This is a genomic window from Ensifer sp. ENS02, assembly GCF_014851885.1.
Classification (GTDB): Bacteria; Pseudomonadota; Alphaproteobacteria; order Rhizobiales; family Rhizobiaceae; genus Ensifer; species Ensifer adhaerens.
Genome location: NZ_JACVAO010000004.1, coordinates 315,546 through 327,785, shown reverse-complemented (window position 1 = coordinate 327,785; position 12,240 = coordinate 315,546). Strand labels below are relative to the sequence as shown.

Genomic DNA, 12,240 nt, shown 5'->3' with positions numbered 1-12,240 from the left:
TGAGGTGCCGGGAGACGGCGCCTCACCTCAACCGGCTCAGATCCACGGGGCGACCGTTGATGATCGCCTCCATCGAGAAGAAGCCGGTGACCGTGGCGAGGTCGAAATTGGTGATGAGCTTCTGGTAGAAGGTGTCATAGCCGCGCATGCCGCGGGTCACCACCTTGATCAGATAATCCCAATCCCCGCCGATGCGATAGAAATCGATCACCTCCGGCAACCGCTCGACATGCTGCCGAAAACCGTCGCTCCATTCCTTGGAGTGATGGCGGGTGCGGATCATCACGAACACGGTGAGATCCAGCCCCAAAGCGTCGAGATCAATGTCTGCATGCGAGCCCCGGATCACGCCGATTGCCTGCAGGCGCTGGAGGCGTCGCCAGCAGGCGTTTTGCGACAGGCCGACCTTTTCGGCCAGATCCCGCTGCGACAGCGACGAATCTTTTTGCAATGCGGTAAGAATGTTCAGATCGAAAGCATCGATTTTGAACGACGATTCGATCATTTGACACAATTCCTCGATGAAACCGCAGAAGATAGGTGAGGTTTTCGACCCTGGACGGGATTACAATTGCTGTCAATGTCCGCTCCGAGGAGTAAGCGCGATGATCGTGCCCGCCGTCCACCAACCCTGCGAGGCGCTCTCGCCGCTCGCCCGGTTCCGCCAGTCCCTCAACCGGCCGGGTCTCGTCGCCGAGCTACGCGACGATCTGGTCGGAGCGAAGGCGCGGATCGCCGGTCCCTACGGCACGAAGGCACTGGTTTATGCCGACTACGTCGCCTCCGGCCGCGCGCTGCGCGTGATCGAAGATTTCGTGCTCGAAGAGGTCCTGCCTTACTACGCCAACAGCCACACCGAAGCCTCCTATTGCGGGGGCTTCATGACCCGGATGCGGCGGGAAGCGCGAGCGCTGATCGGGGAATTCTGCGGCGCCACGGCCGACCATGCCGTGATCTTCACCGGCTCCGGTGCGACCTCCGGCATCAACCGTCTGGTCAAGCTCGTCGGCGTTAGCGACGCGGTTGCTGCCGGCCAAACCGTCCGCGTCATCATCGGCCCCTACGAGCACCACTCCAACATCCTGCCCTGGCGCGAAAGCGGCGCTGAGATCGTTGAGATCGCCGAATGCCCGGCGGGTGGACCGGACCTCACGGAACTTCGCAAAGCGCTGAGCGTTGGCTCGTCCGACCTGACAGTCTGTACCCTCTCGGCCGGCTCGAACATCACCGGCATCACCAGCGACGTGGCCGCGATCACCCGCATGGTCAAGGCTGCCGGTGCGAAGATGATCTGGGACTATGCCGGCGCCGGCCCCTATGTTCCAATCGCCATGTCTCCCGTTTCCGGTGCCGAGATCGACGCCATCGTCGTCTCGCCGCACAAGTTCATCGGTGGCCCGGGTGCTTCCGGCATCCTGATCGTTCGCCGCGACAGTGTCACGACCGACAAGCCGACCTGGCCGGGCGGCGGCACGGTGAAGTTCGTTTCGCCGGATACACACGACTACAGCGCCAACATCGAGGCCCGCGAAGAGGCCGGAACGCCGAACGTCGTCGGTGACATCCGTGCAGCCCTTGCCTTCATCGTCAAACACGCGATCGGGCTTGAGAGCATGGAGCGGCGCAACCGCGAACTGGCGGAGCAGGCGTTTGCCGCCTGGAGGGCCATTCCGCAACTGGAACTGCTCGGCTTGCAAGAACCGGACCGGCTGCCGATCTTTTCGTTCCGCATCAGGAACGGCAAGGGCGGCTATGTCCACCAGCAGCTCGTCACCCGCATGCTGAGCGACCGCTTCGGCATCCAGGCGCGCGGCGGCTGCGCCTGCGCCGGACCTTACGTTCACCGGCTGCTGTCGATCGATGCCGAGCACTCCGAACAGATCCGCCAGGCGATCCTTGCCGGCGAGGAAATCGAGAAGCCGGGTTTCACCCGGCTGAACTTCAGCGTGCTGCTTTCGGAAGACAAGGTGAAGTACATTCTTGATTGCGTCACGCAGCTCGCCGCCGACGCCCCGAGCTTCGAAGCCGATTACGATTTTGACCCCGCCCGCGCGATCTTCTTCCCGTGCGCCGCGGCTGAAGAGGCCCTCGCCTATGCATAAGCCCGATGTGACCGGCTTCTACGATCCCCGCACCGGCAGCATCCAATATGTCGTCGCCGACCCGGCGACGGGCAAATGCGCGATCATCGATCCGGTGCTGGACTTCGATGAAAAGTCCGGCTCGACCGCGACGCGGAATGCCGATGCGATCCTCGACCATATCGCCGCCAAGGGTTTGACGGTCGAGTGGATCCTCGACACCCACCCGCACGCCGACCATTTCTCGGCGGCGCGCTACCTCAAAGCAAAGACCGGCGCGCCGACGGCGATCGGCGAACATGTGAAGGGCGTGCAGCGGATCTGGAAGGAGATCTACAACTGGCCGGACTTCGCCTGCGACGGTTCGCAATGGGACCGGCTGTTTGCCGACGGCGAGACGTTTCAGATCGGTGAGCTCAAGGCCCACGTCATGCATTCGCCGGGACATACGCTCGCCTCGATCTCTTACGTGATCGGCGACGCCGCCTTCATTCACGACACGCTGTTCATGCCCGACAGCGGCTCGGCCCGCGCCGACTTTCCGGGCGGAAGCGCTGCCGACCTCTGGCGCTCGATCCAGGCCATTCTGGCACTGCCGGACGAAACACGGCTCTTCACCGGCCACGACTATTGCCCCGGCGGCCGCGAGGCGCGCTGGGAAAGCACGGTCGCCGAACAGAAGGCCACGAACCCGCACGTTGCCGGCAAGTCCGAGGCCGATTTCGTCGGCCTGCGCGAGGCGCGCGACCGCACCCTGCCGATGCCGAAGCTCATCCTGTACGCGCTGCAGGTGAACGTGCGTGGCGGCGAGCTCCCTGTCGCCGAGGACAACGGCCGACGCTACCTGAAGATACCGCTCGACGCGCTGCCCGGTTCGGTCTGGGGGTAGCGGCATCGTGGCGGACCCCTTCCAGCAGATGCTGCTTGCGATCGGCTCCGGTTCGCTCACCGGCTTCACGCTCGGCCTGATCGGCGGTGGCGGCTCGATCCTGGCGACGCCGCTCCTGATCTATGTCGTCGGCATCCGCGACGTGCACACCGCGCTCGGCACCGGAGCGCTTGCGGTTTCCGCCAATGCCTATCTCAACCTGATAAGCCACGCGCTCCGCGGTCATCTCTGGTGGCGCTGCGCGCTGATCTTCACGGTCGCGGGTTCGCTTGGCGCCTTTTTCGGCTCCAGCCTCGGCAAGCTGATCGATGGCCAGCGATTGCTGTTCCTCTTCGGCCTCGTGATGATGTTCGTCAGCTTCGCCATGCGGAAGGTCAGGTGCGACACGGCGGCGACACCGCAGTCGCTTTCGCTCGGCACACACGCCAAGACCGGCTTGACAGCGCTTCTGACCGGCACCTGTTCCGGCTTCTTCGGCATCGGCGGCGGTTTCCTCATCGTTCCCGGACTGCTGCTTGCGACCGGCATGCCGCTCATCAACGCTGTGGGCACGTCGCTGCTTGCTGTCGGCACCTTCGGCCTGACGACCGCGATCAACTATGCCGCCTCTGGATTGGTGGATTGGCGCATCGCCGGCTACTTCATCCTGGGTGGCGTCGCGGGTGGCGTGATCGGCACGATCGTTTCGACGCAGCTTTCGACCCAGCGCGATACGCTGACCAAGATTTTCCGTGCGATCATCTTTTCCGTCAGCCTTTACGTTCTCTGGCGCAGCTACGGAGCCGTGTGACCGGCTTCGCCGTCCGCAATCCATATGACGGCGCGACTGATCGGTCCTTGGCCGGAAACATACGCAGCGAGTCCGGAATCGTACTATCTGGATCATTCAAGACAACGGCGTGGCGTGTTTTAATCCTGTCAGCACTCTTTCGGACAGGAATAATCCAATGACCGTTCAATCCATGGACCTCTCGAACAGCACGCCGTTGACCCGCAGGTCGATCTCGCAGCTTCCGATCAACCTGTTCGCCTCGGTAATGGGCATAACCGGCCTGAGCCTCGCCTGGCGCGAAGCCACCAGGACGATCGGTCTGCCGGCCCTTCCCGGCGAATATGTCGGCTGGCTCGGGACTTCGATCTTTCTAAGCCTTGCGCTCGGCTACGCTTTCAAGTGGCACCGCCATCCGGCCACGGTCGCCGCCGAATTCGCCCATCCGGTTCAAAGCAACTTCTTCGCAACGGTCGCAATCGGCTTGCTTCTGCAGTCAGCTTTTCTGAACCGCTATAGCCCGCTGCTGTCAGAAGTCGTCTGGACGGCTGCGTCGGCGCTGACCTTCGCCCTCGCCTATGTCGTCGCCAGGGGCTTCCTCGGCCGGCAACAGTCGCGCGATACGACGCTGCCGCCGCTGCTCATCCCCGGTGTCGCCACTCTGGATATCGCCGTTACCGGCCACGCCATGCCGTTCGCCTGGGCACATGAGGTCAACATGCTTGCCTTCTCGGTCGGCAGCGTCATCGCCGCAGTCTTCATTGCGCTGATCTTCTCGCGGTTGCGCCATGAAGATCCACTTCCGGCGCTGGCTCGGCCGTCTCTCATGGTTCTGGTCGCCCCCTTTGCCGTCGGCTTCCTCGCCTATACCAATGTCACGGGTTCGGTCGATCTCTTCGCCACGGTCCTGTTCTACTTCGCGCTGTTTCTGATGCTCGTCCTGTCGCCGATGGTATTCCGCTCCCATGTCCCCTTCAGCGTCGGCTGGTGGGCGATCAGCTTTCCGCTTGCTGCGCTCTCGATCGCCTTCTTCCGGTATGCTGCGTCTGCCGAGAGCACCGTCCTCACCGGGCTGGCTGGACTGTTCTTTCTGTTTCTGGCTGGCGCGATTGCGGTTGTCTTCTATCGGACGATCAGCATCATCCTCACCGGCAGATTGTTCGAGGTTCGCTAATGGCCGTTCACAAAGTCGCGATCGTCGCAATGCAGGGCGTCCAGCTCCTCGACGTTATCGGCCCTTCGGACGTGTTCGCGGAGGCCAACCGTCAGAGTGGCACCGACCATTATTCGGTGGAGGTCGTCAGCGCCTCCACCGCCCCGGTGCGTGGGTCTTCCGGGCTGACCCTCCTTCCCGACCGTGCGATGGATGACGGCATTGCCGACATCGATACCCTGCTGGTTGCCGGGGACCCGCTCATTCACGAACGACCGCTTCCGATATCGCTTCTGACTTGGGTGAAGGACGCATCCGCCCGTGCCAGTCGCTTCGGATCGGTATGCTCCGGCGCCTTCGTGCTCGGCGAAGCGGGCCTGTTGAACGGCAGGCGGGCGACGACGCATTGGTCGCAAGCGGCGGAATTCGGCAAGCGCTTTCCGGAGGTGAAGCTCGAGCCCAACCGCATCTTTACCAAGGACGGCAATGTCTGGACCTCGGCGGGCGTGACAGCCGGCATCGACCTCGCACTTGCCATCGTCGAAAAGGATCTCGGCCTGCACATCGCCTTGAAAGTCGCGCGTGAACTTGTTGTCTTCCTCAAGCGACCCGGCGGCCAGACCCAGTTCAGCACGCTCCTTGCCGGCCAGCTTGCGCAGAAGACCCCTATTCGCGCGGCGCAGGACTACATTGCCGACAACCTCTCTGCCGATCTCGGTGTCGGGGCGATCGCCAGGCGCACCGGCATGAGCGAGCGAAACTTCTCCAGGCAATTCAAGCAGGAGGTGGGCATGACGCCGGCTGACTATGTTGAGAGCATGCGGCTTGAGGCGGGGCGCAGATTGGCCGAAGACACAAGCATCCCGCTCAAAAAGATTGCGACCGATATCGGCTTCCATGACGATATCGCCTTCCGTCGTTCCTTCGTTCGTCGATTCGGCACGTCGCCGGCGGCTTATCGAAAGAGCTTCGGCTCCTAAGCCTCGCTCAAGGCCCGCGCCGTTACCGCCACCGGAGAAACCAGCATGTTCGACCTGATCATCCGCAATGCCAATCTTCCGGACGGACGGCTTGGCGTCGATGTCGGCGTCAAGGGCGGCAAGGTCGCAGCGATCGAGATGGCTCTTGCCGCGACAGCGGGCGAAGAAATCGACGCCACCGGCCGCCTGCTCAGCCCGCCTTTCTGCGACCCGCATTTCCACATGGACGCGACGCTGTCGCTCGGACTGCCGCGCATGAACGTCTCCGGCACGCTGCTGGAAGGCATCGCGCTCTGGGGCGAGCTGCGCCCGATGTTGACTAAGGAGGCGCTGGTCGCGCGGGCGCTGCGCTATTGCGACCTCGCCGTCAGCCAGGGCCTTCTTGCCATCCGCAGCCACGTCGACACCTCCGATCCACGGCTGGTGACGGCCGAGGCACTGCTGGAGGTAAAGGAAAAGGTCGCGCCCTATATCGACCTGCAACTCGTCGCCTTCCCGCAGGACGGCTATTTTCGCGCGGCCGACGGCGAGGCTTCACTGAACCGCGCACTCGATATGGGCATCGGCATCGTCGGCGGCATCCCGCATTTCGAGCGCACGATGGAAGATGGCACCCGCTCGGTGGAAGTGCTCTGCCGGATCGCCGCAGACCGCGGCCTGCCGGTCGACATGCATTGCGACGAGACCGACGATCCGATGTCGCGCCACATCGAGACGCTGGCGGCTCAAACGGTCCGTTTCGGACTTCAGGGCCGCGTCGCCGGATCGCACCTGACTTCGATGCACTCGATGGACAACTACTATGTCTCCAAGCTGATCCCGCTGATGGCGGAGGCGGAGATCAACGTGATCCCCAATCCGCTGATCAACATCATGCTGCAGGGACGCCACGACACCTATCCCAAGCGCCGCGGCATGACGCGGGTTCGCGAGTTGATGGCGGCCGGCCTCAACGTTTCCTTCGGGCACGACTGCGTCATGGATCCCTGGTACTCGATGGGTTCGGGCGACATGCTGGAAGTGGCTCACATGGCCATCCACGTGACGCAGATGGGCGGGATCGAGGACAAGCGCAAGATCTTCGACGCCATCACCGTGAATGCAGCGAAAACCATGGGCCTTGAAGGCTATGGCCTCGACGTCGGCTGTAAGGCCGACCTCGTCCTGATGCAGGCGGCCGATGTCAGCGAAGCGCTGCGGCTGAAACCGAACCGGCTCTGCGTGGTCAAGGACGGCAAGGTCATCGCCAGGACGGCGCCGCGCATCAGCGAACTGCTTCTCGACGGCCGGCCGGCCTCCATCGACATCGGGCTGGATTACATCCCGCAGACGTCGGCGCCCTGAGCTTTCGGACTTCGATTTCAATCCTCGAAGTCGCCGAAGACGTTCTGTAGCCGAGTAAGCTGGGCGACGCGCTCGCCGACCTCGTCGCCGAGGACGACGATGATGTTGCTCAGAAGCAGGTCCATGACCGCGACGGTCGTTGCTGCTCCATCCCAGAGCGGACCATGGGACCCGGGCACGACGAGGCAGATGTCGGAGACCTCCGGCGCCCAGGGGCAGAACTCGTCGGTGAAGAGGATGACCTTGACGCCGGCCCGACGCGCCTCCTCCGCCAAGGGCCGCGCCTTGGCGGCGAAGCGGCGTACGTCGTGCAGGAACAGCACGCGTCCCTCGACGGAACCGTCGAGCAGCTCGGCATAGGTGCCGTTGAGGCCATCGACGAACTGCACCCGCGACCGGGTATAGGATAGCTGGCTCGCGAAATACTGCGCGATGCCGCGTACGTTCTGGTAGGCAGCGACATAGACCTCGCTGGCAGCAATCAGAGCGTCGATCGCCTGCTGCCATTCCGGCGCGGTCGTCAACTCATAGATCATGCCGAGATTGTCGATCTGCTGCTGGATCAGGCCGGCAAGCAGCTTGCCTTCGCGGTTGTCGTCGCGCAGACGGCCAACCGATCCCTTCACCTGCCAGGCAGGATTGTTGGAGCCGTCGCGCCGAAGCTCCAGTTTCAGCTCGTCGAGACCGTCGAAGCCCATGCGCCGAAGATAACGCCCGACCGTCATCGGCGAAACTTCAAGCCGGGTCGCGATCGAACGCGCCGTCTCGAAGGGAATGTCGGCCAGATTACGCTCGATGTAGTTGGCGATGAGCTTATCAGATTTCGAGCGTCTGAGCTCGTCGCTGCGCACCAGCTTCAGGATTCGCTGCGCCACGTCCCCTCCCCTTGCATGATCGGAGCGGGACGCCGGCAAGCTAGCGCCGCATATCCCGCTCCGTCGCATCGCCTGTTTATTGCGCCGTCTTCACCTTCGTCCAGACCCGATCGAGCTGGCGCACGCCGGGGCCGAGATCTTCGAAGATCTGCAGCTTCTGCATGGTTTCCGGCGGCGGGTTGATTTCCTTGCTATTCTTGATCTGCTCGGGGGTCAATTGCCGCGCAGGCACGTTGGCCGTGACGTTCGTCTGCTGCTCGATGTTGAGCGCCGCCACTTCGGGACGCGTGTAGAACTGCATGAACTTTACGGCGTTCTCCTTGTTCGGCGCGGTCTTCAGAACGCAGATATCCTCCTGATACATCGTCGCGCCTTCCTCCGGGATCACGTAGCCGAGATCCTTCGGATTGCCGAAGACGTCGACCATCGAGCCGACGAAGAAATGACCGGCCGCCACATCGCCGGCCGCGACCATCGGGCGGGTGTCATAGGTGAAGGCGGCGACATCCGGCTTCATGGCGATGATCGTATCGGCCGCCTGCTGCAATTCGGCAGGGTCGGTGGAATTGACCTTGTGGCCATTGAGGATGAGGCCGACCGACAGCACCTCGCGCATGTCGTCAAGCAGCGTGAATTTCAGGCCTTTGGCCTTCACGGTTTCGATCAGGTCGCGCCAGCCGGTCACGTCCTTGCCGAGCAGCGTGCGGTTATAAAGGATACCGACCGTACCGAAGGCATAGGGCAGGCAATATTCGCCCTTCGGGTCGCTCTTGGCGCGCAGGAACGTCGGGTCGATATTCTTGAAGCCCTCATAGGTGTTGATGTCGGTCTTTTCGAGCAGGTCGAGCTTGGCCATGATGTCCTGCATGTGCACCGACGGGAAGACGATGTCGTAACCCGTGGCGCCACCCTGGATCTTCGCCAGCATCTCCTCGTTGGAGGAATAGGTCGAGAGGTTGACCTTGATCTGGGTCTCCTCCTCGAACTTCTTGAGGACAGCCGGATTGATGTATTCGCCCCAGTTGTAGATGTTGAGCTCGGCCGCTTGCGCCGTGCCGAAAAGGGCTGTCAGCGTCGCGAGGGACAGTGCCACTGTGCGCGCACGGGTCGCGAAGGCTCTCCTGCCCCCGCGGGTCCTCCCGTTTGTCATCGTCATCGAAATTCTCCTCTGATGGTTCTGGCCGGACGGCCTGACACGATCTTGACCGGCCGCTTCCGGATCACGGCTTCTCGTGGCCGTTGACTCCGATAGGCAAATGGTATCCATATATCGAAAACGCACAAGCGTTATTTGCATAACATTTTGGGGAACAGAAGTATGCAGAATTCCATCGTCCGGCTGGTGGAGGCGAGCAAGGCCTTTACCACTCCGGAAGGCGGCACCGTGACCGCTCTCGACCGTATAAATCTCGATGTCCGCCGCAACGAATTCCTGACCTTGCTCGGTCCCTCCGGTTGCGGCAAGACGACACTGCTGCAGGCGATCAGCGGCTTCGTCGAACTCGACGGCGGCTCGATCCTGATCGACGGCGAGGACATGACCGACCGGCCGCCCTATCGTCGCCCGGTCAACACCGTCTTCCAGAACTACGCCCTGTTTCCACATATGACCGTCGGCGAAAACGTCGCCTACTCGCTGGAGGTGGCGGGCGTTGCCAAGCCGCAGCGCCGGGAAAAGGTCGCGTCCGCCCTGAAGATGGTCGGGCTCGAAGGCATGGAAGCACGCAAGCCGCGCCAGCTCTCCGGCGGCCAGCAGCAGCGGGTGGCGCTCGCCCGCGCCATCATCGCCCGGCCGAAGCTGCTTTTGCTCGACGAACCGCTGTCGGCGCTCGACAAGAACCTGCGCCAGGCCATGCAGATCGAACTCAAGACGCTGCAGAACGAGCTTGGCATCTCCTTCATCTTCGTCACCCATGACCAGCAGGAAGCGCTGACGATGTCGGATCGCGTTGCCGTGCTATCAGGCGGGCGCATCCAGCAGCTCGATACGCCTCGCGCCATCTACGACCATCCGGTCAACACGTTCGTTGCAACGTTCATCGGCGCCAGCAATCTGTTCGAAGGCAGGCTCGACGGCGACCGGTTGATGACGGCTGACGGCATGGCGATCCGCCACCGGCCCTGCGAGCGGAAGATTTCGGCAGAGGCAACGGCGCTGATCCGTCCGGAACAGTTCTTCCTCGCCGAGGACAACGCTCCCTTCCCGACGATCGACGTCGATCTCGACCAGATCGTCTTCGTCGGCTCCACCTTCGAGCTGTTCGGTCGCACCGCCGAGGGCCGCAAGGTCGTCGCCGAGATTCCGGCCAACCGCCGCAGCCTCGTTGGCACGGTCGAGCAGACCCGTAAGGCGCGACTTGCCTATGATCCAGCCGCCGTACACCTGATTGGCGAAAGCGCAGGTGCCTAAGATGACGATCGCCAGTCGCCGCCGCTTCCAGCTTGCACTCCTGCTCGGGCCCGTCTCGGCCTTTCTCGCCGTCTTCTTCCTCGGGCCGCTCGCGATCATGATCGTGACCAGCTTTCTCGCACCCGGCCTTTATGGCGGGGTGGAATGGACCTTCTACCCGCATAATTTCGGCCGCATTCTCGGCTTCGCCGATCCGATGTTCGAGGAGTTCGATCCGATCTACATCGCGATCTTCCTGCGCTCGATCGAGATCGCGGCCCTTACGGTGCTCGCGACCCTCCTCGTCTGCTACCCCGCGGCCTTCTGCATCGCCCGGCTTTCCGACCGCTGGAAGAACTTCTGCCTGTTCCTGATCACACTGCCCTTCTTCACCAGTCTGATCGTGCGGCTGTTCGTCTGGGTGCTGATCCTGCGCCAGACCGGCCTCGTCAACGAAGTGCTTCTATCCACGGGGCTGATCGAACGGCCGCTCGACCTGATCTACACCAAGGGCGCGATCATCCTCGGCATGACCTATGTGTTCATTCCCTTCATGTTCATGCCCGTCTATGCCAGCGTCGAGAAACTCGACTGGACGCTGGTGCGCGCCTCGCTCGATCTCGGCGCCGGCCCCGTGCGCACCTTCTTGCGCATCATCCTGCCCTTGACCGCACCCGGCATCGCCGGCGGCTCCGTCATCGTCTTCATCCCGGCGCTCGGCAACTTCGTCGTGCCGGCGGTGCTTGGTGGCGCCAAGGTGATGATGTTCGGCAACCTCATCGAGCAGCAGTTCCTCGCCGCCCGCAACTGGCCCTTCGGTGCAGCACTGGCGATGATGGTGATGAGCGTCATGCTGATCATGATGATCGCCCATGTCATCCTTTCCGGACGGCGCGGCGCTGCCGCCGCACTGGCACGGTGAGGCGCCCATGAAGATCGCTCGATCCCTTTTTACCGGTGGCCTGCTTGCCTACACCGGCTTGTTCTTCGCCTTCATCTACATCCCGCTCGTGGTCATCGCCGTCTATTCGTTCAACGCCAATCCGGTGAACATGATGACCTGGACCGGGTTCACCACCGAATGGTACGCTCAGGTTCTCGGCTTCAAGACCAAGGTCTCCGAGAGCGCGCTCTACATCGAATCGACGGGGCAGCTGCTGCAGGCGGTGTGGAACAGCCTGGTCATCGCCGCCTCGACAACGGCCATTGCAACCGTCTTCGGCACGGCGATCGCGATTGCGCTCTACCGCTTCGAATTTGTCGGCCAGCGCTTCTACCGGGTGGTGATGTTCATGCCGATGCTGATGCCGGATATCGTGCTCGGCATCGCGCTCCTGATCTTCTTCGTCAATTCCGGCATCCGGCTGGGCCTGACGACGATCATCATCGGCCAGTGCACCTTCCTGATCTCCTACGTCTTCATCGTCGTCTCGGCCCGCCTTGCCGGCATGGATCGCACGTTGGAACACGCGTCGGCCGACCTCGGCGCCAACGAATGGATGACCTTTCGTCGGGTGGTGCTGCCGCAGCTTTTCCCGGCGATCGTCGGCGGCGCGCTGCTCGCCTTCATCATCTCGATGGACGATCTCGTCATCACCTATTTCATCGCCGGCGTCGATGTCACGACGCTGCCGATGTTCATCTTCTCCATGCTTCGGCGCGGCATCAAACCGGAGATCAACGCCATCGCCGTGATGATGCTGACCTTCTCCTTCGTCGTCGCCTCGCTCGGCCTTTACCTTCGCTCCCGGCAGAAATGA

General features: G+C 62.6%; 12 protein-coding genes. 9 read left to right on the top strand and 3 right to left on the bottom strand.

Annotation, left to right across the window (positions count from 1 at the left end):
• Positions 1-22 precede the first annotated feature (22 nt).
• Complete coding sequence (locus IB262_RS11125; protein WP_060529326.1) at positions 23-505, bottom strand: Lrp/AsnC family transcriptional regulator; 483 nt, start codon at positions 503-505, stop codon at positions 23-25.
• A gap of 100 nt (positions 506-605) precedes the next feature.
• Here IB262_RS11125 and IB262_RS11120 point away from each other — a divergent pair, with 100 nt between their 5' ends.
• The 6 genes from IB262_RS11120 to IB262_RS11095 all read left to right on the top strand — a co-directional run bounded on the left by IB262_RS11120 (position 606) and on the right by IB262_RS11095 (position 7,216).
• On the top strand, positions 606-2,102 hold the full coding sequence (locus tag IB262_RS11120; RefSeq protein WP_082566296.1) for an aminotransferase class V-fold PLP-dependent enzyme: 1,497 nt from the start codon (positions 606-608) through the stop codon (positions 2,100-2,102).
• On the top strand, positions 2,095-2,970 hold the full coding sequence (locus IB262_RS11115; protein WP_060517836.1) for an MBL fold metallo-hydrolase: 876 nt from the start codon (positions 2,095-2,097) through the stop codon (positions 2,968-2,970). Before IB262_RS11120 ends, IB262_RS11115 begins: the two co-directional genes overlap by 8 nt.
• A gap of 28 nt (positions 2,971-2,998) precedes the next feature.
• A complete protein-coding gene (locus IB262_RS11110) occupies positions 2,999-3,760 on the top strand; it encodes a sulfite exporter TauE/SafE family protein (RefSeq protein WP_060517834.1) in 762 nt (253 codons plus the stop codon).
• 157 nt (positions 3,761-3,917) lie between these two features.
• The gene (locus IB262_RS11105) at positions 3,918-4,913 is read left to right on the top strand and encodes an SLAC1 anion channel family protein (RefSeq protein WP_034787853.1); all 996 of its coding nucleotides are present in this window, start codon (positions 3,918-3,920) and stop codon (positions 4,911-4,913) included.
• Positions 4,913-5,872, top strand: a complete 960-nt coding sequence (locus tag IB262_RS11100) for a GlxA family transcriptional regulator (RefSeq protein ID WP_034787850.1) — start codon at positions 4,913-4,915, stop codon at positions 5,870-5,872. The genes IB262_RS11105 and IB262_RS11100 overlap by 1 nt, the downstream gene beginning before the upstream one ends.
• Positions 5,873-5,917: 45 nt before the next feature.
• The gene (locus IB262_RS11095; RefSeq protein WP_192493556.1) at positions 5,918-7,216 is read left to right on the top strand and encodes an amidohydrolase family protein; all 1,299 of its coding nucleotides are present in this window, start codon (positions 5,918-5,920) and stop codon (positions 7,214-7,216) included.
• A 17-nt stretch (positions 7,217-7,233) separates the two neighbouring features.
• Here the strand turns inward: IB262_RS11095 and IB262_RS11090 are convergent, their stop codons facing one another.
• The gene (locus tag IB262_RS11090) at positions 7,234-8,091 is read right to left on the bottom strand and encodes a MurR/RpiR family transcriptional regulator (protein WP_034787843.1); all 858 of its coding nucleotides are present in this window, start codon (positions 8,089-8,091) and stop codon (positions 7,234-7,236) included.
• 76 nt (positions 8,092-8,167) lie between these two features.
• Positions 8,168-9,247 carry a spermidine/putrescine ABC transporter substrate-binding protein gene (locus IB262_RS11085; protein ID WP_246802618.1) on the bottom strand — a complete coding sequence of 360 codons (1,080 nt, stop codon included), beginning with the start codon at positions 9,245-9,247 and terminating at the stop codon, positions 8,168-8,170.
• 162 nt (positions 9,248-9,409) lie between these two features.
• Between IB262_RS11085 and IB262_RS11080 the strand changes: the two genes are divergently transcribed.
• The 3 genes from IB262_RS11080 to IB262_RS11070 are packed head-to-tail and all read left to right on the top strand — an operon-like array spanning position 9,410 to position 12,240.
• Positions 9,410-10,501 carry an ABC transporter ATP-binding protein gene (locus IB262_RS11080; RefSeq protein WP_034787836.1) on the top strand — a complete coding sequence of 364 codons (1,092 nt, stop codon included), beginning with the start codon at positions 9,410-9,412 and terminating at the stop codon, positions 10,499-10,501.
• 1 nt (position 10,502) lies between these two features.
• Positions 10,503-11,402, top strand: a complete 900-nt coding sequence (locus IB262_RS11075; protein WP_034787833.1) for an ABC transporter permease — start codon at positions 10,503-10,505, stop codon at positions 11,400-11,402.
• On the top strand, positions 11,353-12,240 hold the full coding sequence (locus IB262_RS11070) for an ABC transporter permease (protein WP_234824461.1): 888 nt from the start codon (positions 11,353-11,355) through the stop codon (positions 12,238-12,240). The genes IB262_RS11075 and IB262_RS11070 overlap by 50 nt, the downstream gene beginning before the upstream one ends.